General features: G+C 64.8%; 23 protein-coding genes and 4 tRNA genes. 18 read left to right on the forward strand and 9 right to left on the reverse strand.

What is annotated here, in order from left to right; translation table 11 throughout:
- Window positions 1–22 precede the first annotated feature (22 nt).
- From ftsZ to moaC, 4 genes are all read left to right on the forward strand, one after another.
- Window positions 23–1,219 carry a cell division protein FtsZ gene (ftsZ, locus tag ACYVG8_RS12445; RefSeq protein ID WP_028498480.1) on the forward strand — a complete coding sequence of 399 codons (1,197 nt, stop codon included), beginning with the start codon at window positions 23–25 and terminating at the stop codon, window positions 1,217–1,219.
- Window positions 1,220–1,324: 105 nt separating this feature from the next.
- Window positions 1,325–2,236 carry a UDP-3-O-acyl-N-acetylglucosamine deacetylase gene (lpxC, locus tag ACYVG8_RS12450; RefSeq protein WP_028498479.1) on the forward strand — a complete coding sequence of 304 codons (912 nt, stop codon included), beginning with the start codon at window positions 1,325–1,327 and terminating at the stop codon, window positions 2,234–2,236.
- Window positions 2,237–2,285: 49 nt separating this feature from the next.
- Window positions 2,286–2,468 (forward strand): hypothetical protein, encoded by a 183-nt coding sequence (locus tag ACYVG8_RS12455; RefSeq protein ID WP_028498478.1) that lies wholly within the window; start codon window positions 2,286–2,288, stop codon window positions 2,466–2,468.
- Between the two features lie 20 nt (window positions 2,469–2,488).
- On the forward strand, window positions 2,489–2,971 hold the full coding sequence (gene moaC, locus ACYVG8_RS12460; protein ID WP_460745917.1) for a cyclic pyranopterin monophosphate synthase MoaC: 483 nt from the start codon (window positions 2,489–2,491) through the stop codon (window positions 2,969–2,971).
- Here moaC and ACYVG8_RS12465 read toward each other — a convergent pair.
- Window positions 2,968–3,408, reverse strand: a complete 441-nt coding sequence (locus ACYVG8_RS12465; RefSeq protein ID WP_028498476.1) for a DciA family protein — start codon at window positions 3,406–3,408, stop codon at window positions 2,968–2,970. The genes moaC and ACYVG8_RS12465 overlap by 4 nt on opposite strands.
- A gap of 249 nt (window positions 3,409–3,657) precedes the next feature.
- On the opposite strand from ACYVG8_RS12465, the gene secA reads away from it, so the two are divergent.
- Window positions 3,658–6,378 carry a preprotein translocase subunit SecA gene (gene secA / locus ACYVG8_RS12470; RefSeq protein ID WP_460745919.1) on the forward strand — a complete coding sequence of 907 codons (2,721 nt, stop codon included), beginning with the start codon at window positions 3,658–3,660 and terminating at the stop codon, window positions 6,376–6,378.
- 68 nt (window positions 6,379–6,446) lie between these two features.
- Here secA and ACYVG8_RS12475 read toward each other — a convergent pair whose 3' ends face one another.
- Window positions 6,447–6,896 (reverse strand): pilin, encoded by a 450-nt coding sequence (locus ACYVG8_RS12475; protein ID WP_460745921.1) that lies wholly within the window; start codon window positions 6,894–6,896, stop codon window positions 6,447–6,449.
- Window positions 6,897–7,062: 166 nt separating this feature from the next.
- Here ACYVG8_RS12475 and ACYVG8_RS12480 point away from each other — a divergent pair, with 166 nt between their 5' ends.
- The 4 genes from ACYVG8_RS12480 to ACYVG8_RS12495 all read left to right on the forward strand — a co-directional run bounded on the left by ACYVG8_RS12480 (window position 7,063) and on the right by ACYVG8_RS12495 (window position 10,600).
- Window positions 7,063–8,406: an adenosylmethionine--8-amino-7-oxononanoate transaminase gene (locus ACYVG8_RS12480; protein WP_460745922.1), complete on the forward strand. Its 1,344-nt coding sequence runs from the start codon at window positions 7,063–7,065 to the stop codon at window positions 8,404–8,406.
- A 66-nt stretch (window positions 8,407–8,472) separates the two neighbouring features.
- On the forward strand, window positions 8,473–8,886 hold the full coding sequence (locus tag ACYVG8_RS12485) for a hypothetical protein (RefSeq protein ID WP_028498473.1): 414 nt from the start codon (window positions 8,473–8,475) through the stop codon (window positions 8,884–8,886).
- Window positions 8,883–9,854, forward strand: coding sequence for a 4-hydroxythreonine-4-phosphate dehydrogenase PdxA (gene pdxA / locus ACYVG8_RS12490; RefSeq protein WP_460745924.1), 972 nt, complete (start codon window positions 8,883–8,885; stop codon window positions 9,852–9,854). Before ACYVG8_RS12485 ends, pdxA begins: the two co-directional genes overlap by 4 nt.
- 35 nt (window positions 9,855–9,889) lie before the next feature.
- Complete coding sequence (locus ACYVG8_RS12495) at window positions 9,890–10,600, forward strand: MgtC/SapB family protein (RefSeq protein ID WP_460745926.1); 711 nt, start codon at window positions 9,890–9,892, stop codon at window positions 10,598–10,600.
- 22 nt (window positions 10,601–10,622) lie between these two features.
- On the opposite strand, the gene ACYVG8_RS12500 is transcribed toward ACYVG8_RS12495, so the two are convergent.
- The 3 genes from ACYVG8_RS12500 to ACYVG8_RS12510 form a co-directional block, all read right to left on the reverse strand.
- Complete coding sequence (locus ACYVG8_RS12500; RefSeq protein WP_460745927.1) at window positions 10,623–11,177, reverse strand: NADPH-dependent FMN reductase; 555 nt, start codon at window positions 11,175–11,177, stop codon at window positions 10,623–10,625.
- 151 nt (window positions 11,178–11,328) lie between these two features.
- Window positions 11,329–12,591, reverse strand: a complete 1,263-nt coding sequence (locus ACYVG8_RS12505) for an Hsp70 family protein (protein ID WP_112691947.1) — start codon at window positions 12,589–12,591, stop codon at window positions 11,329–11,331.
- A gap of 170 nt (window positions 12,592–12,761) precedes the next feature.
- Window positions 12,762–12,837, reverse strand: a tRNA-Ala gene (locus ACYVG8_RS12510).
- Between the two features lie 43 nt (window positions 12,838–12,880).
- On the opposite strand from ACYVG8_RS12510, the gene ACYVG8_RS12515 reads away from it, so the two are divergent.
- The gene (locus ACYVG8_RS12515) at window positions 12,881–13,444 is read left to right on the forward strand and encodes an O-acetyl-ADP-ribose deacetylase (protein WP_036385449.1); all 564 of its coding nucleotides are present in this window, start codon (window positions 12,881–12,883) and stop codon (window positions 13,442–13,444) included.
- A 54-nt stretch (window positions 13,445–13,498) separates the two neighbouring features.
- On the opposite strand, the gene rpoH is transcribed toward ACYVG8_RS12515, so the two are convergent.
- The 4 genes from rpoH to ftsY all read right to left on the reverse strand — a co-directional run bounded on the left by rpoH (window position 13,499) and on the right by ftsY (window position 17,261).
- The gene (gene rpoH, locus ACYVG8_RS12520) at window positions 13,499–14,347 is read right to left on the reverse strand and encodes an RNA polymerase sigma factor RpoH (RefSeq protein WP_028498463.1); all 849 of its coding nucleotides are present in this window, start codon (window positions 14,345–14,347) and stop codon (window positions 13,499–13,501) included.
- A 225-nt stretch (window positions 14,348–14,572) separates the two neighbouring features.
- Window positions 14,573–15,481, reverse strand: a complete 909-nt coding sequence (ftsX, locus tag ACYVG8_RS12525; RefSeq protein WP_028498462.1) for a permease-like cell division protein FtsX — start codon at window positions 15,479–15,481, stop codon at window positions 14,573–14,575.
- The gene (gene ftsE / locus ACYVG8_RS12530; RefSeq protein ID WP_028498461.1) at window positions 15,478–16,131 is read right to left on the reverse strand and encodes a cell division ATP-binding protein FtsE; all 654 of its coding nucleotides are present in this window, start codon (window positions 16,129–16,131) and stop codon (window positions 15,478–15,480) included. The genes ftsX and ftsE overlap by 4 nt, the downstream gene beginning before the upstream one ends.
- Before the next feature lie 11 nt (window positions 16,132–16,142).
- Complete coding sequence (gene ftsY / locus ACYVG8_RS12535) at window positions 16,143–17,261, reverse strand: signal recognition particle-docking protein FtsY (protein ID WP_460745929.1); 1,119 nt, start codon at window positions 17,259–17,261, stop codon at window positions 16,143–16,145.
- Window positions 17,262–17,361: 100 nt separating this feature from the next.
- On the opposite strand from ftsY, the gene ACYVG8_RS12540 reads away from it, so the two are divergent.
- The 8 genes from ACYVG8_RS12540 to ACYVG8_RS12575 form a co-directional block, all read left to right on the forward strand.
- Entirely contained in the window at window positions 17,362–18,744 is a 1,383-nt protein-coding gene (locus ACYVG8_RS12540; protein WP_281660501.1) for a M16 family metallopeptidase, read from the forward strand.
- Window positions 18,734–20,065 carry a M16 family metallopeptidase gene (locus tag ACYVG8_RS12545; RefSeq protein ID WP_460745931.1) on the forward strand — a complete coding sequence of 444 codons (1,332 nt, stop codon included), beginning with the start codon at window positions 18,734–18,736 and terminating at the stop codon, window positions 20,063–20,065. The genes ACYVG8_RS12540 and ACYVG8_RS12545 overlap by 11 nt, the downstream gene beginning before the upstream one ends.
- Window positions 20,066–20,071: 6 nt before the next feature.
- A complete protein-coding gene (gene rsmD / locus ACYVG8_RS12550) occupies window positions 20,072–20,620 on the forward strand; it encodes a 16S rRNA (guanine(966)-N(2))-methyltransferase RsmD (protein ID WP_028498457.1) in 549 nt (182 codons plus the stop codon).
- 92 nt (window positions 20,621–20,712) lie between these two features.
- Window positions 20,713–20,964: a YfhL family 4Fe-4S dicluster ferredoxin gene (locus tag ACYVG8_RS12555; protein ID WP_028498456.1), complete on the forward strand. Its 252-nt coding sequence runs from the start codon at window positions 20,713–20,715 to the stop codon at window positions 20,962–20,964.
- A 165-nt stretch (window positions 20,965–21,129) separates the two neighbouring features.
- Window positions 21,130–21,214: transfer RNA gene (locus ACYVG8_RS12560), tRNA-Tyr, on the forward strand.
- A 53-nt stretch (window positions 21,215–21,267) separates the two neighbouring features.
- Window positions 21,268–21,341, forward strand: a tRNA-Gly gene (locus ACYVG8_RS12565).
- Between the two features lie 15 nt (window positions 21,342–21,356).
- A tRNA-Thr gene (locus tag ACYVG8_RS12570) sits at window positions 21,357–21,431 on the forward strand.
- 35 nt (window positions 21,432–21,466) lie between these two features.
- The coding region (locus tag ACYVG8_RS12575) for a GTP-binding protein (RefSeq protein WP_460745932.1) at window positions 21,467–22,125 on the forward strand (659 nt) is incomplete at its 3' end.

The following is a 22,125-nucleotide window of genomic DNA, read 5'->3' on the forward strand; positions in this document are numbered from 1 at the left end:
TGTTTTTTACGAGGAGAGAACCATGAGCGTTATGGTTTATGAAATGCTGCAGGACGCGCCGGCCCAACAGGCCGTCATCAAGGTGATCGGTGTCGGCGGCGGTGGCTGCAACGCGGTCAACAACATGATCGATGCCGGGATGAAGGGCGTCGAGTTCGTCGCTGCCAACACCGATGCCGATTCGCTGGCGCAGAACCGCGCCCCGACCCGCATCCAGCTCGGCCAGACGCTGACCAAGGGCCTTGGCGCCGGTTCCAAGCCGGAAGTCGGCCGCAATTCGGCGCTGGAAGACCGTGAGCGCATCGGCGACGTGCTGAAGGGTTGCGACATGGTGTTCATCGCCGCCGGCATGGGCGGCGGCACCGGTACCGGTGCCGCACCGGTGGTGGCCGAAGTCGCGCGCGAACTCGGCGTGCTGACCGTGGCGGTCGTCACCCGTCCGTTCGTGTTCGAAGGTGGCAAGCGCCTGGCGGTATCGGTGCAGGGCGTTGACGACCTGAAGAAGAACGTCGACTCGCTGATCGTGATCCCGAACCAGAAGCTGATGGAAGTGCTCGGCGACGACGTCACCATGCGTGAAGCGTTCCGTGCCGCCGACGACGTGCTGAAGGGCGCTGTCGCCGGTGTGGCCGAAGTGATCACCACCCCGGGCTTCGTCAACGTCGACTTTGCCGACGTGCGTACGGTGATGAGCCTCAACGGCATGGCCATGATGGGGACCGCCAGCGCATCCGGCATAGACCGCGCCCGCGTGGCCGCCGAACAGGCCGTGGCCAGCCCGCTGCTCGATGACGTGACCCTGATCGGCGCCAAGGGCCTGCTGGTCAACATCTCGACCGCGCCGGGTTGCCTGCGCATGCGCGAGTACAGCGAAATCATGGAAATCATCACCCAGCTCGCCGATGGCGACGCCGACATGAAGTTCGGCACTGCCGAAGTCGAAGGCATGCCGGATGACGAAATCCGCGTGACGCTGATCGCCACCGGCCTGTCGCCGAACAGCAAGAAGAATGCGGCCCGTGACGAACGTCCCGACTACCTGAAGGTCGTACGTACCGGTACCGATGACATGCCGTTCGAAGTGCCGGCTGCCGAAAACGACGTGTCCGGCTTCCTGAAGTCCGGCCGCCGCGCCGTGACCACCGGTGCCGATTTTGCCAACCCGGCAGTAATGGACAACTACGACATCCCGGCCTTCCTGCGCAAGCAGGCAGACTGATAGCAGTTTGCTATCGCCGGTATCAGTGCAAGTCATCAGCGCAATGAGTGCGCTGTGCTACGCTGACGCCGTCAATACGCAGTACAGGAAGTTTGGATAACCATGATCCACCAGCGCACGCTCAAGGAGCCTGTCAGCGCGAGCGGGGTCGGGTTGCACTCGGGCGACCGCATCAAGCTGACGCTACGCCCGGCGCCTCCCGATTCCGGCATCGTGTTTCGCCGCACCGATCTCCCCGGTAGCGACGATATCCGGCTTGCCCCGGAACTGGTGAACGACACGCGCCTCTCCTCGACGCTCGTCACGCCCGACGGCGTGCGTGTCGGCACCATCGAGCACCTCATGAGCGCGCTGGCCGGACTGGGTATCGACAACCTGATTGTGGAAATGACGGCGCAGGAAACGCCGATCATGGACGGCAGCGCCATGCCGTTCATCTATCTGCTGCAAAGTGCGGGCATCGTCGATCAGGCGAAGCCCAAGCGCTTTATCCGCGTGCTGGACACGGTGGAAGTGAGCGAAGGCGACAAGTGGGTCCGCCTGTCGCCGCACGACGGTTTCAAGGTCAGCCTGGAAATCGCCTTCAACCACCCGGTATTCCAGCGCGCGCCGCAGAAGGTCGAGATCGACTTTGCCGGCACCAGCTACATCGACGCGATCGCCCGTGCCCGTACCTTTGGCTTCATGCATGAAGTGGAAAGCATGGCCAAGGCCGGTCTGGGCCGTGGCGGCAGCCTCGACAACGCCATCGTCATCGATGATGAATACGTATTGAACAGCGATGGCCTGCGCTATCCGGACGAGTTCGTGCGCCACAAGATCCTCGATGCGATCGGCGACCTGTACGTGCTCGGACACCCGCTGATCGCAGCCTTCTCCGGCTACAAGTCCGGGCACGCGCTGAACAACCAGTTGCTGCGCAAGCTGCTGGCCTGTACCGATGCCTGGGAATACGTCAGCTTCGCTTCGGCCGACCAGGCACCATCCAGTTTCCATCGCCTGCCGGCCCCGGTCTGAACCGCGGCAGGCGCCGCCCCGGAAACCACCCTGACCGGAGGGCGCCGTCATGCTGTTTTTCCGCCTGTGGCTGCTGATCGTCATCTTTGGCGTCGGCTGGTCACTGTTCTGCTTTGCCTTTACCCGCCAGCGCCGCTTTCTGGGCTATATCCGCCGCATCGTCATCGGTTCGGCCGTGCTGGCGCTGGTATTGACCCTGGTCTGGGCGCTGGTGCGCCACCTGTACAACTGAGTGACTGAACGGAGCCCCGCATGTCCTCTCCGCTGACCCATTTCGATACCGCCGGCCAGGCTCACATGGTCGATGTCGGCGCCAAGGCCGAAACCGCCCGCGTCGCCGTGGCCACCGGCTGGATCGCCATGCAGCCGGCGACCTTTGCCCTGGTGCGCGATGGTGGCCACAAGAAGGGCGACGTGCTCGGCATAGCCCGCGTGGCCGCCATCATGGCGTCCAAGCAGGCGTCGTCGCTGATCCCGCTGTGCCACCCGATCGCGCTGACGCGGGTCGCGGTCGAGTTCGCGCTCGATGAGGCCGCCAGCCGCGTCGGCTGCACCGTGACCGCTGAAACGGTCGGCAAGACCGGAGTGGAAATGGAAGCGCTGACCGCAGTCAGCGTCGCCCTGCTGACCGTCTACGACATGTGCAAGGCAGTCGACCGCGGCATGGAAATGGGCGGCATCCGGCTGCTGGAAAAAGCCGGCGGCAAATCGGGGCACTGGAAGGCGGAAGACTAGCGCTTCGCCCGTCGTGCCGCGATAAACCGTGACAGCGCCCGCGCGAGTTGCGGATGGCCGGCGACATTGCCGGCAGTGCGTTCCAGCGCGTCGAGTGCGGGGTCGTTGACCGAGAAATTCTTGGGCTTCTTGTTCGGCTTGATGTCGACCCGTACCCGGACCTTCAGCCGCGACACCGGCCAGCCATCGGCGGCCAGGGTGTTGCACAGCCGGGTTTCCAGCGAGCGCAGCTTGGTGACCACGCTGCCGCTGGCGGCGAACACCACCAGCTCGCCGTTTTCGCGCACGCAGGCGACCTCGACACTGCCGGCCAGGCCGGGCGTCAGCTGCCGTTTCAGTGCGGCGTCGAGCTCGCGGTAGCGGTGCGACAGCTCGGCGAGCGCGGCCAGTTTCGGTACGCGGGTCAGGTGCTTGGTAACGGGGTCGCTGGAGTCCATGCCGTGGATTGTGCCACGAGCCCGGCCTGTCGCCATCCCTGTAAATTCATGCCGTCGGGCTTGAGAAATGGCGGGATCGCCGCATCTGTCACCGCGCATGCAGGATTGATCTGGCACAGACAATACGCGATCGCAGCACCCGCAGGCCCGCGCGCCCGGTCGGGATCGTTGCGTGCCCAGCGTGGGCGCATGGCCGCTGTGCTAATATTCCCTCTATTTTTTTCGGCGCGCACCGCCTACTGACAACCCATGATCCAGAGTCTACTGAAAAAAGTCTTCGGCAGTCGCAACGACCGGCTGCTCAAGCAATACCGCGGTACGGTGACCCGCATCAATGCGATGGAACCGGAGATGCAGGCGCTGGATGATGCGGCGCTGGCTGCCAAGACCGACGAGTTCCGCGACCGCTTCCAGAAGGGTGCCACGCTCGATTCGCTGCTGTCCGAAGCCTTCGCCGTCTGCCGCGAGGCCAGCCGCCGCGTGATGGGCATGCGCCACTTCGACGTGCAGCTGATCGGCGGCATGGTGCTGCACAACGGCAAGATCGCCGAAATGCGCACTGGTGAAGGCAAGACGCTGGTCGCCACGCTGCCGGCCTACCTGAACGCGATCGCCGGCAAGGGCGTGCACGTCGTGACCGTCAACGACTACCTGGCCAGCCGTGACGCGAACACCATGGCCAAGCTGTACAACTTCCTCGGCCTCAGCGTCGGCGTGAACCTGTCGCAGATGGCCCATGGCGACAAGCAGACCGCCTACGCCGCCGACATCACCTACGGCACCAACAACGAATTCGGCTTCGACTACCTGCGCGACAACATGGTGTACAGCACCGGCGAGCGCGTGCAGCGCCCGCTGTCGTATGCCATCGTCGACGAAGTGGACTCGATCCTGATCGACGAAGCGCGCACGCCGCTGATCATCAGCGGCCCGGCTGACGACAATATCGACATGTACCAGCGCATGAACGCCATTCCGCCGCTGCTGGTCCGCCAGCAGGAAGAAGAAGGCGAAGGCGACTACTGGGTCGACGAGAAGGCGCACAGCGTCATGCTGTCCGAATCCGGTTTCGAGCATGCCGAAGTCCAGCTGATCAATGCCGGCCTGCTGCGCGAAGGCGACAGCCTGTACTCGGCCGCCAACATCACGCTGATGCACCATCTGATGGCCGCACTGCGCGCCCATGCGCTGTTCCATCGTGACCAGCACTATGTGGTGCAGGACGACGAAATCATCATCGTCGACGAGTTCACCGGCCGGCTGATGGCCGGTCGCCGCTGGAGCGAGGGTCTGCACCAGGCGGTCGAGGCCAAGGAAGGCGTGACCGTCAACCGCGAGAACCAGACGCTGGCGTCGATCACGTTCCAGAACTACTTCCGCATCTACAAGAAGCTGGCCGGCATGACCGGCACGGCCGATACCGAAGCCTACGAATTCCAGCAGATCTACGGTCTGGAAACCGTGGTGATCCCGACCAACCGGCCGATGATCCGCAAGGACAACCTCGACCTGGTCTACCGCACCGCCGACGAGAAGCATCACGCCATCGTCGCCGACATCCGCGACTGCCAGCAGCGCGGCCAGCCGGTGCTGGTCGGTACCACCTCGATCGAAAACTCCGAACTGCTGTCGGCCCTGCTCGACAAGGAAAAGCTGCCGCACGAAGTGCTGAACGCCAAGCAGCACGCGCGTGAAGCCGACATCGTGGTCCAGGCCGGTCGTCCAGGCGTCATCACCATCGCCACCAACATGGCCGGTCGCGGTACCGACATCGTGCTGGGCGGCAGCATTGCGCCGGACATTCTCGCCATCGAGAACGATGCGTCGCTGACTGCAGAACAGAAAACGGCAAAGATCGAAGCGCTGAAAGCCGACTGGCAGCCGCGCCACGATCAGGTGCTGGCCGCTGGCGGCCTGCACATCATCGGCACCGAACGCCATGAATCGCGCCGGATCGACAACCAGCTGCGTGGCCGTTCCGGCCGCCAGGGCGACCCGGGCAGCTCGCGCTTCTACCTGTCGCTGGAAGACCCGCTGCTGCGCATCTTCGCCTCCGACCGCGTCGGCGCGATCATGCAGCGACTGAAAATGCCGGAAGGCGAAGCGATCGAGCACCCGTGGGTGACCCGCGCCATCGAGAATGCCCAGCGCAAGGTGGAAGGCCGCAACTTCGACATCCGCAAGCAACTGCTCGAATACGACGACGTGTCGAACGACCAGCGCAAGGTCATCTACCAGCAGCGCAACGAGATCCTCGAATCGGAGAATGTCGCCGACATGATCGCCGCCATGCGCGACGACGTGCTGGCCGGCCTGTTCGATGCCTATATCCCGCCGCAGTCGATGGAAGAACAGTGGGACGTGGCCGGTCTGCGCAAGGTGCTGGCTGCCGACTACCAGATCGACGCACCGGTCGACGAATGGATGAAGGCCGAACCGTCGGTCGAGACCGAAACGTTCAAGCTGCGCATCCTTGACCAGGCTCGCGCCCAGTACGATGCCAAGGTCGAATCGGCCGGCGGCGACGTCATGCGCCAGTTCGAGCGTGCCGTGCTGCTGCAGCACTTCGACAGCGCCTGGCGCGAACACCTGTCCGCGCTCGACCACCTGCGCCAGGGCATCCACCTGCGCGGCTACGCACAGAAGAACCCGAAGCAGGAATACAAGCGCGAAGCCTTCGAGCTGTTCGCCGCGATGCTGGAACGCATCAAGCGCGAAGTGACGCAGATCGTGGCCACGGTGCAGATCCGCAGCCCGGACGAAGCTGCCGCTGCCGAAGCGTTCGAGCACGAACCGCTGCCGATGGAGTTCCGTCATGACGAGTTCACCGTCGACGGCGACGAAGCGGTCGACGGCAACCCGTACTCGCCGGATCGCCTGGCTGCCGCCGGCATCAAGGTCGGTCGCAACGATGCGTGCCCGTGCGGTTCCGGCAAGCGCTACAAACAGTGCCACGGTCGTCTGGCCTAAGCTGACCGAAGCACGAAAAAACGCCGCGTTCTTGTGATCGCGGCGTTTTTTATGGGCGAATGCCGTCGTTATCCACAGCTTTCCGGCAGGTAGCGGGCCGGTGTCGGCGACGTGCTGCCGGGCTGACAGCGCCACTGCACCCGCCGCGTCGCGCTGTCGCCAGTGCCGATCAGTTCGAATGTGGTGTGGCGCAGCGTGCTGGCCAGCGCGTCGCTGGCGGACAGCGTGACCAGATAGCGGCGGCTGCCGGCGTCGGCCGGGGCGTCGGCAATTCGAGCAACCAGCGGCGATGGCGAGATCACGGCCTGTTCTGTCGCGGCCGGCATCCGGCCATGGGTCGCATAGTAGGCCGATACTGAAGCGCGGGTGGTTGCCAGCGCTTCCAGCGCCAGCGTCACCTGACTGCGGTTCGCGTGCTGCCAGTACAGTGGCAGGGCGATGGCCGAGCTGATGCCGACCACGGCGACCAGCAGCATGCGCTCGATCAGTGAAAAGCCCTGCGGCCGTGGTGCTGTCATCTCTCTCGTCTCCGGTTCGGTTCCCGCGATCATAGCAATGGCACCGTGGGTGCGGCCGGCCGATGGCGTCGTCGTTGCCGTCGGTGTCGCTTCGGTCGTCGGCAGCCTGCCCGGCGGGGGCCAGCCTGTTAAACTGGCGCCTGACCATCTTGCCCGGGAGCCCGTTATGACCTCCGCCAATGCCGACTGGCTGCAACGCAGTCGGCAAGCCGTCTGGCATCCATGCACGCAAATGAAGCGGCATGAAACCCTGCCCATCACTCCGATCGCTTCCGGCGACGGCATGTGGCTGGTGGATTTCGACGGCAAGCGCTATCTGGATGGCGTCAGCTCATGGTGGGTCAACCTGTTCGGGCACAATGAACCGCGCATCAAGGCGGCGATCACCCGGCAGATGGACAGTATCGAACACATCATGCTGGCCGGATTCACTCACCGGCCGGTGGTGGAACTGTCGGAACGGCTGGCGGCACTGACCGGTCTCGGTCATGCGTTCTACGGCTCGGATGGCGCCAGCGCCACCGAAATCGCGCTGAAGATGAGCTTCCACTACTGGAAGAACCGCGGCCTGCCGTGGAAAAACCGCTACCTGCACCTCGATGGCAGCTACCACGGCGAAACCGTCGGCGCGCTGGCAGTGACCGACGTCGCCATTTTCCGGGATACCTACGCACCGCTGGTGCGCTCCGGCCTGCAACTGCCGGCGCCGCTGCCCGAGCGCCAGGAAACGGCCGACGACGCCGTGCGCCGTGCGCTGGCAGCGCTGGAACATGCGCTGGAGCGTCATTCGGACGAAACCGCCGCGCTGATTCTGGAACCGCTGGTTCAGGGGGCGGCCGGCATGCGCATGTACCCGCCTGCCTATCTGAGCGGCGCGCGGCGGCTGTGCGACCTGTACCACATCCATCTGATCGCGGACGAAATCGCCGTCGGCTTCGGCCGCACCGGCACGCTGTTCGCCTGCGAACAGGCCGGCATCAAGCCGGACTTCCTGTGTCTGTCCAAGGGCATTACCGGCGGCTATCTGCCGCTGTCCTGCGTGCTGACCAGCGACACGGTCTACGATGCGTTCTATGACGATTCGGTGGCGCGCGCCTTTCTGCATTCGCACAGCTATACCGGCAATGCGCTGGCCTGCGCGGCGGCGCTGGCGGTGCTGGACATTTTCGAGCAGGACGACGTGCTGGCTGCCAACTGCGAGCGTGCTGCCCTGTTCACCCGGAAGCTCGCGCCGGTGGCGGCGCACGCCAAGGTGTCCGGCTTCCGCCAGCAGGGCATGATCTGGGCATTCGAAGTCACCAGCCGGCGCAATGACTTTTCGCCGGCGTTCTTCGCCGCGATGCTGGAACAGGGCTGCCTGTTGCGCCCCATCGGCAACACCGTATATTTCATGCCGCCGTACGTGATCGAGGCCGCGCACATGGACCAGCTGGTCGAGGCGACGCTGGCGACGCTGGAGCGCATCGATGAACTGCCGGTGCGCGCCGGCCCCGATGGCCGGATGGCCTGACCGCATTCGAGGACGGACGGTGGCTGTCCCGCCGCCCGCCGAACTTGTTCTGACCCTGGAGGTTCCATGTTTTTCATGCTGCTCGCCGCGACGTTCCTGATTTCCCTGGTGACGTCGGTGCTGGTGTCGCGCTTTTTCGATGGCGCGGTTGCGCGCATTCTTGGCCGTATCGTCGGTGACGACCTGACCGATCCGTGGCGCAAGTACCTGCGCTTCGCCATTGTCGTGGTCGGGGTATCCGGCGGGGTGCGGCTGTGGGAGCTGGAAAAGTACCTGGACGGCAAGAGTGTGGCGACCGAGCTGACCGGCGCGCGCTGGACGCTGGAAATCTACCGCACGCTGATCGAGACGCTGCAGTCGGTCGCCTGGCTGCTGCTGCTGTTCTTCCTGTGCACGATGATCGCCTACGTGGTGGTCCGCGCCATCGAGAGCAAGTCCGCGAGCCCGGCCCGGCGTGAAAAGCAGGACGACGCGCAATGAACACGCGCCCCCTCGCGCTGACCGCCGGCGAACCGGCCGGCATCGGCCCCGACCTGGTCTGCCAGCTGGCACTGCGGCCCCGCGACAGCCGGGTGGTGGTCATCGCCGACCGCGAACTGCTGGTCGCGCGGGCGGCACAACTGGGCCTGCCGGCGCAGTTCGTCGCTTTCGACCCTGCCGCGCCGGCACCGGACACGGCGCTGGAAGTGCTGCATGTGCCGCTGGCCGTGCCGGTGCAGGCCGGCGTGCTGGATGCACGCAATGGTCACTATGTGCTGGCGACGCTGGATGCCGCCATCGATGGCTGTCTCGACGGCACCTTCGCGGCGATGGTGACCGCGCCGGTGCACAAGGGCGTGATCAATGAAGCCGGCGTGCCGTTTACCGGCCATACCGAATACCTGGCCGAGCGCACCGGTACGCCACGGGTGGTGATGATGCTGGCCGGTGGCGGCATGCGTGTCGCCCTGGTTACCACCCATCTGCCGCTGCGCGAGGTGGCGGATGCCATTACCGGCGCGCTGCTGGACGAAGTGATCACCATCCTGCATGCCGACCTGGTCGGCAAGTTCGGCATCCCGGCGCCGCGCATTCTGGTGGCCGGCCTGAATCCGCATGCCGGCGAGGGCGGCCACATGGGGCGCGAGGAAATCGACATCATCGAACCGGCGCTGGCCGCGCTGCGCACGCGCGGCATCGATCTGACCGGTCCGCTGCCGGCCGATACCCTGTTCAATCCCGACAAGCTGGCCCACTGCGATGCCGTTCTGGTGATGTACCACGACCAGGGGCTGCCGGTCCTGAAGCATGCCAGCTTCGGCCACGGCATCAACATTACCCTTGGCCTGCCGATCGTCCGCACCTCGGTCGACCATGGCACGGCGCTGGATCTGGCCGGCAGCGGTCGTGCCGACCCCGGCAGCCTGTACGCGGCGCTGGCGCTGGCCGACACCCTGGGTCGACCCTAGTCCGGGCGCAGACCTGACACCAAGGAAGGACCGCGATGGAGATTCCCCTGCTGTCGGCACAGACCGGTGACCTGGCGCTGCGACTGCTGGCGGCGCTGTTTGCCGGCGCGATCATCGGCGTCGAGCGTCATTACCATGGACGTCCGGCCGGCTTTCGCACTCACGGACTGGTCTGCCTGTCGTCCTGCCTGCTGATGCTGATGACGGTCTATCCGGCCGACTGGGTGCCGGCCGGCATGCAGGCTCATCTGCAGATGGACCCGACCCGGATGGCGCAGGGGATCATGACCGGCATCGGTTTTCTCGGTGCCGGGACCATTTTGCGTGAAGGGTTCTCGATACGCGGGCTGACCACGGCCGCGTCGATCTGGGCCACGGCTGCGATCGGCGTACTGATCGGCATCGGCTTCGTGTGGCCGGCGGCACTGTCCACCGTACTGGCGATTGGCACGCTGTCGGTGTTCCGCTGGGTTGAAAAGCGGATGCCGGCGCTGTTCTATGCCCACCTGACGCTGCGCTTCTCGCTGCGCGAGGTCATGTCCGAGCCGGAACTGGCCAGCCTGCTGGCCGGCCAGGGTTTCACCCTGACCGGACTCAGCTACAAGTACGATGCCGACGATGACTACTTCGAGTACCGGATGGTGATCCGGGCGTCGCATGCTGACGCCGGCACCCGGCTGTCGGACCATCTGCGCGGGCTGGGCCTGGTCAAGGGCTTCCGCATCGCTCCCAGCGGCGAGGCCTGAAGCAGCCCGTCAGCCGCCGGCCTCAACGCGGGTTGTGCTGTCTGACCCAGGCCGCGTAGCGGTCGGCAAAGCCCTGCAGATAGGCGCGGGTGTCGTCGTTGCCGATATGGCCATCGGCGTCGATCAGCCCGTCCTTGTACTGCAGGAAGATCTCCGGCTGGCCCAGCACCTGCACATCGAGATAGGCGAGGATGTTGCGCAGGTGCTGCTGTGCCAGTGCGGTGCCGATTGCCCCGGGCGAGGTGCCGGCCACGGCCGCCGGCTTGCCACCCCAGGCACTCTTGCCCCAGGGACGCGAGCCCCAGTCCAGCGCATTCTTCAGCACCCCGGGCACCGAGCGGTTGTATTCAGGCGTCACGAACAGCAGGGCATCGGCAGCTTCGATCTGCTGCTTGAAGTGCACGGCGGCGGCGGGAAACTGGCTGTCCAGATCCTGGTTGTACAGCGGCAGCACGCCGATATCGACGAACTCGAAGCGGAAGTCGGCCGGCAGCAGCCGGGACAAGGCCAGCGCGAAGCGGCGGTTGTACGACTCCTTGCGCAGGCTGCCAACCAGAACGGCGACGGTATGGCTCATGAACGATCTCCTTGCGGGTGGGGGAAAACGACAATGACGCTTAACGCTAGACGAAAAAACCCTGACTGTCCGCTCAGAACGGCCGATCGCCGTCGGTGCCCCTTTATGAGCAGTCCGGGGAATGCCTGTTCCCGTTTCAGGCGTTGCGCCGTCAGCCGTAGCGTCGTGCCGCTTCCACCGCCAGGCCGGCGCCGATGCTGCCGTACAGATCGCCTTCGACCGCGCGCGCACACGGCAACTCGGCGGCGATGCGGGCGCGCAGATGCGGCACGCCGCTGCTGCCGCCGGTAAAGTAGATGGTCGATACCCGTTCGCGGGCGACGCCGGCATCCTTCAGCAACTGGCCGACCACCACGGCCACCCGGTCGACCAGCGACTGGGTCGCCGTGGTGAAGTCGTCACGGGTGATGACGGGCGCCAGGCCGGCTTCCAGCCGCTCCAGCGACAGACTGGCGTGCTCCGCCGTCGACAGGTCGATCTTGGCCTGCTCGACCTGCAACGCCAGCCAGTGGCCCTCATGGCGATTGACCACCCGCGACAGCCGGTCGAGCTCGGTCCGTGCCAGTGCGTCACGATAAATGCCCTGCAGATCGGCCCAGGCCTGGCGGGTGTAGGCGAGGTTGATCGTGTGCCAGGTCGCCAGATGGAAGAAGATGCCGGACGGAATCTCGGCGCCATTCTTCATCCGCGAGCGGTAACCGAGGTGCGGCATCATGCCGCCGAGACTGAGCGCACGGTCGAAGTCAGTGCCGCCGATATGCACGCCGGCATTGCCGAGCAGATCGTCCGCCCGTTCCGAACGGGCCGAGCGTTCCGGCGACAGCCGCACCAGCGAGAAGTCGGCCGTGCCACCGCCGATATCGGCGATCAATACCAGCTCCTCGTGGGCCAGCGTCGTTTCATAGTGCAGCGCGGCGCCGATTGGCTCGAACTGGAAACTGACGTCGCGGAAACCGACCTGGCGGGCGATGGCTTCCAGCGTGTCCTGTGCGCGCTGGTCCGCTTCCGGATTCTCGTCGACGAAAAACACCGGCCGGCCGAAGACCGCCTGGTCGAACGGTCGCCCGGCGGCGGTCTCGGCGCGGGACTTCAGTTCACCGATAAAGGTCGCCAGCAGCTCGCGGAACGGCAGGGCGCGGCCGAGCACCTCGGTATGACCGTCTATCAGGCTGCTGCCGAGCAGGCTTTTCAGTGCCCGCATCAGCCGGCCCTCATAGCCATCGATGTACTCCGCCATCGCCGCGCGGCCGACGCTCATGCTGTCTTCGTCGGCGTTGAAGAACACGGCCGACGGCAGCGTCGGCTTGCCGTCTTCCAGTGGCAGCAGCGTGGCGACGCCCGGACGCAGCCAGCCGGCGGTGGAGTTCGAGGTGCCGAAATCGATGCCGCAGGCGCGGGCGGGTGAGAGATTCATGGTGGGAACGTCGCCGTGAAAGGGGCATGGATGCTACGCGAGCAGGCGGCGTCAGGCCAGCCCCATCGGGAGGAAGTGTCGCCAAAGTCCTTCACCTGCTGCGCGCTGCATCCGCAAATAAAAAACGCATTACACTTTGCCGTGTAATGCGTTTTTTATCGGGTGTTCTCTGGTGGACCGGATGAGGATCGAACTCACGACCTTAGCATTGCGAACGCTACGCTCTCCCAACTGAGCTACCGGCCCAACGAGGCGCTATTATACGTTTTTTGAGGTGCCGGACAAGTCCATGGACAAAATCACACCTGCCGGTTTGCCGGCTGATCGGGTCCGCATTTGCGTGGGAGACCTGACGCAGATTGAAGTGGATGTCATCGTCAATGCCGCCAATTCGGGGCTGATGGGCGGTGGCGGGGTGGATGGCGCCATCCACCGGGCCGGCGGGCCGGCCATCCTTGCCGATTGCCGGCGCCTGCGCGAGACGGTGCTGCCGGACGGACTGCCGACCGGACAGGTGGTGGAAACGACCGGGGGCCGGCTGCCGGCGCGCTATGTGCTGCATACGGTCGGACCGGTCTGGGGCCGGCATGGCGGGGATGAAGCGGCGCTGCTGGCCGCCTGCTACCGCAATGCGCTTGCGCGGGCGGCGGCACTGGAGTGCGCCAGCATTGCCTTCCCGGCCATCTCGACCGGCATCTACGGCTATCCGCATGTCGATGCGGCACAGGTCGTGGCCGGGGTGCTGGCTGACTGGTGCGCGAGCATGGCCCAGCCCGAGCGCATCGTGCTGGTGTTCTTCTCCCCCCGCGACGGCGAGATATTCAGCCGGGTCAGCGGATTGCCATGGCAGTGAGTGGAAAGAAAAAAGCCCGCGAATGTGCGGGCTTTTTCGTTGATGTGGCGGCGATCAGCCGGCAACCATCGTCATCTGCATCTTCTTCAGTGCCTTGGCCTCGATCTGGCGGATGCGCTCGGCGGACACGCCGAATTCGCCAGCCAGGTCGTGCAGCGTCAGGCCGCCATCGTCCTGCAGCCAGCGCGCCTCGATGATGCGGCGGCTGCGTGCGTCGAGGCTGGCCAGGGCTTCCTCGATGCCTTCGCGCTGCAGGCGGTCATAGGCCTTGCGTTCGATTTCGCGCGTCGGCTCGCTTTCGTGGTCGGCCAGCCAGTCGATCGGCGCGTAGCCGTCTTCGTCGCCATCATCGGCCAGCAGCGCGATGTCCTGACCGGACAGCCGCGTTTCCATTTCGCGGACTTCTTCCGGCTTGACGCCGAGGTCGTCGGCGATGCGCTGCGCTTCCTTGTCCGACAGTGCCGAGAAGCCCTGCTTCATCGAGCGCAGATTGAAGAACAGCTTGCGCTGCGGCTTGGTGGTCGCGATGCGCACCAGGCGCCAGTTGCGCAGGATGAATTCGTGTATTTCGGCCTTGATCCAGTGGACGGCGAACGAGAACAGGCGCACGCCGCGGGTCGGCTCGAAGCGTTTGACCGCTTTCATCAGGCCGATATTGCCTTCCTGGATCAGGTCGGCCTGCGGCAGGCCATAGCCGGCGTAGCCGCGCGAGATCGAGACCACCACGCGCAGGTGCGACAGCACCAGTTGCCGCGCGGCTTCAAGGTCTTCGTCCTGCTGGAAGCGGGTAGCGAGTTCGAGTTCTTCCTCTTGCGTCAGCATCGGAACGCTGTTCACGGCCGCAATGTACTGATCTAGGCTGCCATTGGCAGACGGTACCGGCAGGTTCATCGTGGCATTCATCAAGTGGATATCCTCCTTCAACGCTCGATTCTAGCACTCACATCGGGAGACTGCTAAAAGCATCCGGTTTCGCCGGCCAGTCATTTTTTATCGACAACATAGCTCAAGACTATGATTGGCCAGCGCAAAAATCCAGCAGGGCAGGTCGACGGCTGTCGTCCTGCCCGGGAAACCCAGTCTGCCCACCAGGGCTTAGCCCGGACTTAATCGTCGGCGGCCGGGATCTCAGTGCGGTGTCAGCTGCCGCAGGTGGTGGTTGACCGCCAGGCGGGCGCCGAGCATGGTCAGCAGCGCGCTGGCGGCGATCAGGATGGCGATCTCGTCGGCATCGAGTGGCGCCAGCCGGGCCTGCGACCCGTACAGCGTGGCGATCTGGCCCAGCGCCGGGCTGGCCATGCTGGCGAAACCGGCCGACAGCCCCCAGGCGATCAGCGCGGCGAAAATGCCCTGCCACAGCGCGTGATACATGAACGGACGACGGATAAAGCCGTTGGTCGCACCAATCAGCTTGGCGACTTCTATCTCGTCACGCCGCGCCAGAACCTGCAGGCGGATGGTGTTGTGGGTCACCAGCACCAGCGCGACCGCCAGCACGATGCCGAGCCCGAGCAGCAGTTGCCGGCCCAGGGTCAGGATGGCGTCCAGCTTGTGCGCCCACGACGCATCGAACTGGGCCAGTTCGACCAGCGGCAGCCCGGACAGTTCGCGCTGCAGATGCTCAAGCTGCGTGGCCGGCATGTCCTTCGGCGTCACGATAAACGCATCCGGCAGCGGATTGCCGCCGAGGCCGTCCTGCATGCCGTCCAGCCCGTTGCGCGCCAGCAGCCCTTTCAGCGCCGTATCGCGGCCGACGAACTCGATGCTGGCCACGCCGGGATGCTGCTTCAGCGCCGCCTCGACCGCCTTGACGTCGGCGGTGTCGGCCGACAGTTCCATGAACAGCGTCATTTGCGGGACCGAGGTCAGCTGGCCGGCCCAGGCCGACAGGCCCTTGACCGTCTGGTACAGACCGAGCGGCAGCGACAGGGCCACGGCGAGCAGCAACAGCGTCAGCAGATTGCCGAACGGCTGGCGGAAAAAGCCGGTCAGCGCGCGGCGGGCCGACTGCCAGTTCAGGATCAGCGAGTGTTTCATGCGGCGAACGCTCCATGGGCCAGGCGGATGATGCGACGGCCATAGTCGGCCATCAGGGTTTCGTCGTGGGCGGAAATGACCACGGTGGCGCCGACCTGGTGGAAGGACTTGAACAGTTCCATGATGTCGAGCGCATAGGCGCGGTCGAGGTTGGCCGACGGCTCGTCGGCCAGCAGGATGCTGGGGCGGTGGACCACGGCGCGGGCGATGCACAGCCGCTGCTGCTCGCCACCGGACAGGCGGATCGGATTGGTCTTTTCCTTGCCGAGCAGGCCGACCTTGTCCAGCGCCGCATGAACGCGGCGGGTCGATTCGCGACGGTCGAAGCCGATGATGTCCAGCGGCAGCATCACATTGTCGAACACGCTGCGGTCGTAGAGGATCTTGTGATCCTGGAACACCACGCCGATATGCTGGCGTACGTACGGCAGCTGGCTGGCGCGCAGCTTGGACAGGTTCTGGCCGTTGACCACCACATTGCCCATCGTCGCGCGCTCGATGCCGGAGATCAGCTTCAGCAGCGTGGACTTGCCGGCGCCGGAGTGGCCGGCGAGAAACACCATCTCGCCGCGATCGATCTGGAAGCTCAGGCCCTTGATGGCGTCGATACTGCCGGGATAGCGCTTGGTGACTTGGTCGAATTTGATCATGGCTCTCGTGCTCAGTCGAACAGGGCGTCGACGTAGTCGCGTGCCGAGAACGGCCGCAAGTCGTCGAGGGTTTCGCCAACGCCGATAAAGTACATCGGGATCGGGCGTTCGCGGGCGATGGCGGCAATGGCGCCACCCTTGGCCGTGCCGTCCAGCTTGGTCAGGATCAGGCCGGTCAGGCCGAGCGCGTCGTCGAAGGCCTTGACCTGCTGCACGGCGTTCTGGCCGATATTGGCATCCAGCACCAGCAGGATTTCGTGCGGCGCGTCCGGCAGCGCCTTGTTGCAGACGCGCTTGACCTTCTTGATCTCTTCCATCAGGTGCAACTGCGTCGGCAGCCGGCCGGCCGTATCGGCCAGCACGATGTCGATCTTGCGCGCGATGGCGGCCTGGATCGCGTCGTAGCACACGGCGGCCGCGTCCCCGCCCTGCTGCGAGACCACGGTCACATTGTTGCGCGTCCCCCACTCGGCCAGCTGCTCGCGCGCGGCGGCACGGAAGGTGTCGCCGGCGGCAAGCAGCACGCGCTTGTCCAGGGTCTGGAAGTACTTGGCCAGCTTGCCGATCGACGTGGTTTTGCCGGCGCCGTTGACACCGGCCATCATGATGACCAGCGGGGCGGCGCGCTGCAGGTCGAGCGGCTTCTCCAGCGGGCCGATCAGATCGAGAAGGGCATCCTTCAGCGCGCCCTTCAGCTCGCTGGCATCCTTGAGCCCCCTCAGCGAGACCCGCTTGCGCACGTCGTCCAGCAGATGCTGGGTGGCGCTGACGCCCATGTCGGCGGTCAGCAGCACGGCTTCCAGTTCCTCGTACAGGTCCTCGTCGATCTTGCCGCCGCCGAACAGGCCGGCAAACTGCTTGCCGAGCTTGTCGCGGGTTTTCGACAAGCCGGCCTTCAGGCGCTCGGTCCATGATGGGCGCCGGGCCGTCTCCGTGCCTGCCGGTTCCGGCTCCGGTTCCGCAGCAACAGGCGGGACCGGGGTGGATTCGACGACCGCAACCGGCTCGGGCACAGTGTTCACCGGTTCGGCTGCTGCCGGGACCGGTGTGTCGGGCGTGTCCGCGGCTTCGGGCGCGGTGTCGGGCGACGGGGTGACGGGAGTGGGTTTACGCTTGAAAAAACTGAACATGGAATAAGCTGACAGTCGTTGCGCGAGGATGACTCGCGACAAAATGATTAGGTATAAGCCCGGATTTTATTCTTTTTTCGACTTTCTACTAGGCAAGGGCATGAAAGCAATTCAACTTTCCGGTTTTTCCGGTGCCTTGCTGCTGCTGGCGGCCAGCGCGGGCGCGGCGGAAGCACCGACGGTCGAGGCGGTTCTCGACAATGGCATGAAAGTGGTCATCCGTCCCGATGACAGGGCACCGGTCGCCGTGTCGCAGGTATGGTACCGGGTTGGCGGCATCGACGAGATCGGCACCCTGACCGGGATCAGCCATGCACTGGAACACATCATGTTCAAGGGTACGCGCAGCGTCGGTCCGGGCGAGTTCGCCCGCCGTGTCGCCGCCCGCGGTGGCCAGGACAACGCATTCACCAATCGCGACTACACCGCGTACTACCAGCAGATCGGCAGCGCGGCATTGCCGGAGATGTTCCGGCTCGAAGCCGACCGCATGGCCAATCTGGTCATCGACGCCGACACGCTGAAGAACGAACTGGAAGTCATCCGCGAAGAGCGGCGCATGCGCACCGACGACAGCCCGGCGGCCGTGCTGATGGAGAAGGTGAGGGCGACCGCGTTCAAGGGGCCGGCCCGGCAACCGGTCATCGGCTGGGCCGACGACATCCCCCGCATCGACCGCGGCGTGCTGAACGACTGGTACCAGCGCTTCTACGCGCCGAACAACGCCACGCTGGTGGTGGTCGGGGGCGTCGACCCGGCCCAGGTGCTGGCCGCCGCCCGCGACACCTTCGGCAAGCTGCCGCGGCGCGACGTGCGCCGGCCGGAAGCGCCGGTCGAGCCGCCGATGCAGGATGGTCCGCACCGCTTCGTGGTCGAGCAGCCGTCGCAACTGCCGTATCTGGTCATGGCCTGGCGGGTGCCGAAACTGAACAAGCTCGACGATGCCGATCCGTATGCGCTGAGCATGCTGGCGGCCACGCTGGACGGCATCGATGCGTCAAGGCTGCCCAAGCGCGTGGTGCGCGAGGCGCGCATCGCCGACAGCATCAATGTCGACTACAACCCGGCGTCGCGCGGCGACACGCTGTTCACCATCACTGCCGTACCGGCCGCCGGCAAGACGGTGGCCGAGGTCGAAAAGGCCATTCGCACCGAACTGACCCGGCTGGCGCGCGATGGCGTCAGTCAGGACGAACTGAAACGCATCCGCCGGCAAATGATGGCTTCCCGCATCTACCAGCGCGATTCGCAGTTTGCCCAGGCCATGAATATTGGCGTACTGGAAACGCGCGGCTTCGGCTGGAAGGCCGAAGACGAAATGGATGCACGGCTGAACAAGGTCACCAGCGCCGACATCCAGCGCGTGGCCCGCGCCTGGCTGCGTGATTCGGCACTGACAGTCGGTGTGCTGAAGCCGCTGCCGCCGGACCCGAAGCACCCGCTGCCCGCGCAGAACCTCAAAGGAGACGGCAATGTCCATTAATCACGTTCCGGTCCTGAAGGCCGTGCTGGCGCTCGGCCTGCTCGGCGCAGTGTGCAGCGCCAGTGCGGCGACCATCGAGCACTGGACCCAGCCCGATGGCGCCCGCGTCCTCTATGTAGAAGCGCGACAGAATCCGATTGTTGACCTGCGCATCGATTTCGACGCCGGCAGCCGGCGTGATCCGGCCGACCGGCCCGGTGTGGCCGGCATGACGGCCGACATGCTGTCCGCCGGCACGACGACGCTGAGCGAAGACGCCATCTCCAATCGCTTCTCCGATCTGGCCAGCGAGTTTGGCGCCGGTGTCGACCGCGATCGCGCCTTTGTCCACCTGCGCAGCCTGTCGTCCATGACGGAGCGCGAGGCCTCGGTGAAACTGGTCAACGAGATCCTGACCCGGCCGGCGTTTCCGGCCAGGGTGCTGACCCGGCTCAAGGCCCAGGCCATTGCCGCCTACCGGCAGCAGCAGGACAGCCCGGAGGCCGTCGCCTACCGGCTGCTGAACCGCAGCATGTATGGAACGCATCCGTATGCCAGCGGTGCCCGTACCGACGAAGCGGCCATCAGCGCGCTGACCCGGGCCGACCTGCAGGCGTTCTGGCGGCATTACTACCGGCCGTCGACCATGACCATTTCCATCGTCGGTGACGTTGACCGGACCAGTGCGGAACGGCTGGCCCGACAGCTGACACGTGGTCTGTCCCCCGCGCAGGCTGCCCTGCCGGCCCTGCCGCCAGTACCGGCGGCGCAGGGCGACACGATCCGGAAGACGCACACCGCCACCCAGGCCAGCGTCATGTTCGGCATGCCGCTGATCACCCGGGACGATCCGGACTACTACGCGCTGGTGGTCGGCAACTACATCCTCGGCGGTGGTTCCTTCGACTCGCGTCTGATGAAGGAGCTGCGTGACAAGCGCGGGCTGACCTACGGCGCGTCGAGCTGGCTGGCGCCGTATGCGCAACCCGGCGACTTCGCCCTGTCGGTCAATACCCGGCGCGAACAGGCCGACGAGGCGCTGAAAGTCGCCCGGCAGACCCTGGCCGACTTTGTCGAGCACGGGCCGACCGAAGCGGAAATGGCCCAGGCGAAGGGGAATATCGTCGGCGGATTTCCGCTGCGCTATGCCAGCAATCGCAGTCTGATCGGATACGTGGCGGTCATTGGCTTCTATAATCTGCCCCTTTCCTGGCTGGACGATTACCCGAAGGCCATAGACAAGGTGACCGCCGCCGACGTGCGCGACGCTTACCGCCGTCGGGTCGATCCGGCGCGGATGAGCGTGGTCGTGGTCGGTGGCGAGCCGCAGCGCGTTCAATGAGGCAGCGTGAAATCCAACAGCAATAAAGTGCGGATCATCGGCGGCGACTATCGCCGCCGGCTGATTTCGTTTCCGGACCAGCAGGGGTTGCGGCCGACGCCGGACCGGGTGCGCGAGACCCTGTTCAACTGGCTGGGGCAGGCGCTCTACGGCCAGCGTGTGCTGGACCTGTTCGCCGGCAGCGGTGCCCTGGGCTTCGAGGCGGCCAGCCGCGGCGCCTCGCGCGTGGTCATGGTTGAAAAATCCAGGGCGGTGGCAGCCAGTCTGCATGACAATCGCCGCCTGCTTGAAGCCGGCACGGTCGAAGTGGTCAACGCCGACGCCATTGGCTGGCTGTCCGGCTGCACGGACACCTTCGACCTGATCCTGGTCGATCCGCCGTACGATTCGGACCTGCTGGCCCGCGTCCTGCCACTGCTGGCGGCACGACTTGCGCCGGGCGGAACGGTCTACGCAGAATGTCGCGACTGGCCGGAACTGAATGGCTGGAAACGGGTCAAGGAAGGCAGGGCGGGCGTGGTCCGCCATGGCTTGCTGATGCGCGAGCCGGCATGAACTTAGAACCCGCCGTTAGTTGCTCAGGCGGGACTTAGCTGACACAATTGTCAGCTTGCTTACTAACTTATTGAAACAAAGCGAGAATCAGCATGGCTCTGATGATTACCGACGAGTGCATCAATTGCGATGTCTGCGAGCCGGAATGCCCGAATAACGCCATTTCCCAAGGCGAAGAGATTTACCAGATCGATCCGAATCTCTGCACCCAGTGTGTCGGCCATTACGACGAACCGCAGTGCCAGCAAGTCTGCCCGGTCGACTGTATCCCGTTGGACCCGGGTCACGAAGAGACGCACGACCAGCTGTACCAGAAATTCGTGATCATCAGCGGCAAGGCCTGAGTCTTCCGCGTGCCATCGCCTAACTGGCTGATTGGCAAGGACAACGCCCCGGCATTTTCCGGGGCGTTGTTGCATCCGGCACATTTGGTCAGCAGAAATTGGGCTTTTTTCGCAAAAAGGTGTTGACGGGTTTCCGGGTGGTCTATATAGTTCGGGCTCTCTCACGGAGGGGTTCCCGAGCGGTCAAAGGGATCAGACTGTAAATCTGACGGCTCAGCCTTCGAAGGTTCGAATCCTTCCCCCTCCACCAGAATTCAAGATTTAAAGTCTTGGCGGCGTGACGTTGAATCGACGCGCAGCGAGGCGGGTGTAGCTCAATGGTAGAGCAGAAGCCTTCCAAGCTTATGACGAGGGTTCGATTCCCTTCACCCGCTCCAAGTCTCAGGTCAAGCGCCCATGTAGCTCAGGGGTAGAGCACTCCCTTGGTAAGGGAGAGGTCGGCAGTTCGAATCTGCCCATGGGCACCACTTACTTCTTTGTTTTTCTGACAGGAAAACTCATCATGGCTAAAGAGAAGTTCGAGCGGACGAAGCCGCACGTGAACGTCGGCACGATCGGCCACGTTGACCACGGCAAGACCACGCTGACCGCGGCGATCACCACCATCCTGTCGAAGAAGTTCGGCGGGGAGGCCAAGGACTACGCAGCAATCGACAGCGCACCGGAAGAACGCGCGCGCGGCATTACCATCAATACCGCTCACGTCGAGTACGAAACGGAAGCGCGTCACTACGCGCACGTTGACTGCCCGGGACACGCCGACTACGTGAAGAACATGATCACGGGTGCAGCGCAGATGGACGGCGCGATCCTGGTGTGCTCGGCCGCTGACGGCCCGATGCCGCAGACCCGCGAACACATCCTGCTGGCCCGTCAGGTTGGCGTGCCGTACATCATCGTGTTCCTGAACAAGGCCGACATGGTTGATGACGCCGAGCTGCTGGAACTGGTGGAAATGGAAGTCCGCGAACTGCTGAGCAGCTACGACTTCCCGGGCGACGATCTGCCGATCATCACCGGTTCGGCGCTGAAGGCGCTGGAAGGTGATCAGTCGGAAATCGGCGAACCGGCAATCTTCCGCCTGGCTGATGCACTGGACAGCTACATCCCGACGCCGGAACGCGCCGTTGACAAGCCGTTCCTGCTGCCGATCGAAGACGT

This window comes from Microvirgula curvata, from assembly GCF_054781615.1.

What these genes read in the sequence shown, in the direction of transcription:
- ftsZ (WP_028498480.1), top strand. Translation starts at nt 23, where the DNA reads ATGAGCGTTATGGTTTATGAAATGCTGCAGGACGCGCCGGCCCAACAG.
- ACYVG8_RS12455 (WP_028498478.1), top strand. Translation starts at nt 2,286, where the DNA reads ATGCTGTTTTTCCGCCTGTGGCTGCTGATCGTCATCTTTGGCGTCGGC.
- moaC (WP_460745917.1), top strand. Translation starts at nt 2,489, where the DNA reads ATGTCCTCTCCGCTGACCCATTTCGATACCGCCGGCCAGGCTCACATG.
- ACYVG8_RS12465 (WP_028498476.1), bottom strand. Translation starts at nt 3,408, where the DNA reads ATGGACTCCAGCGACCCCGTTACCAAGCACCTGACCCGCGTACCGAAA.
- secA (WP_460745919.1), top strand. Translation starts at nt 3,658, where the DNA reads ATGATCCAGAGTCTACTGAAAAAAGTCTTCGGCAGTCGCAACGACCGG.
- ACYVG8_RS12475 (WP_460745921.1), bottom strand. Translation starts at nt 6,896, where the DNA reads ATGACAGCACCACGGCCGCAGGGCTTTTCACTGATCGAGCGCATGCTG.
- ACYVG8_RS12480 (WP_460745922.1), top strand. Translation starts at nt 7,063, where the DNA reads ATGACCTCCGCCAATGCCGACTGGCTGCAACGCAGTCGGCAAGCCGTC.
- ACYVG8_RS12485 (WP_028498473.1), top strand. Translation starts at nt 8,473, where the DNA reads ATGTTTTTCATGCTGCTCGCCGCGACGTTCCTGATTTCCCTGGTGACG.
- pdxA (WP_460745924.1), top strand. Translation starts at nt 8,883, where the DNA reads ATGAACACGCGCCCCCTCGCGCTGACCGCCGGCGAACCGGCCGGCATC.
- ACYVG8_RS12495 (WP_460745926.1), top strand. Translation starts at nt 9,890, where the DNA reads ATGGAGATTCCCCTGCTGTCGGCACAGACCGGTGACCTGGCGCTGCGA.
- ACYVG8_RS12500 (WP_460745927.1), bottom strand. Translation starts at nt 11,177, where the DNA reads ATGAGCCATACCGTCGCCGTTCTGGTTGGCAGCCTGCGCAAGGAGTCG.
- ACYVG8_RS12505 (WP_112691947.1), bottom strand. Translation starts at nt 12,591, where the DNA reads ATGAATCTCTCACCCGCCCGCGCCTGCGGCATCGATTTCGGCACCTCG.
- ACYVG8_RS12515 (WP_036385449.1), top strand. Translation starts at nt 12,881, where the DNA reads ATGGACAAAATCACACCTGCCGGTTTGCCGGCTGATCGGGTCCGCATT.
- rpoH (WP_028498463.1), bottom strand. Translation starts at nt 14,347, where the DNA reads ATGAATGCCACGATGAACCTGCCGGTACCGTCTGCCAATGGCAGCCTA.
- ftsX (WP_028498462.1), bottom strand. Translation starts at nt 15,481, where the DNA reads ATGAAACACTCGCTGATCCTGAACTGGCAGTCGGCCCGCCGCGCGCTG.
- ftsE (WP_028498461.1), bottom strand. Translation starts at nt 16,131, where the DNA reads ATGATCAAATTCGACCAAGTCACCAAGCGCTATCCCGGCAGTATCGAC.
- ftsY (WP_460745929.1), bottom strand. Translation starts at nt 17,261, where the DNA reads ATGTTCAGTTTTTTCAAGCGTAAACCCACTCCCGTCACCCCGTCGCCC.
- ACYVG8_RS12540 (WP_281660501.1), top strand. Translation starts at nt 17,362, where the DNA reads ATGAAAGCAATTCAACTTTCCGGTTTTTCCGGTGCCTTGCTGCTGCTG.
- ACYVG8_RS12545 (WP_460745931.1), top strand. Translation starts at nt 18,734, where the DNA reads ATGTCCATTAATCACGTTCCGGTCCTGAAGGCCGTGCTGGCGCTCGGC.
- ACYVG8_RS12555 (WP_028498456.1), top strand. Translation starts at nt 20,713, where the DNA reads ATGGCTCTGATGATTACCGACGAGTGCATCAATTGCGATGTCTGCGAG.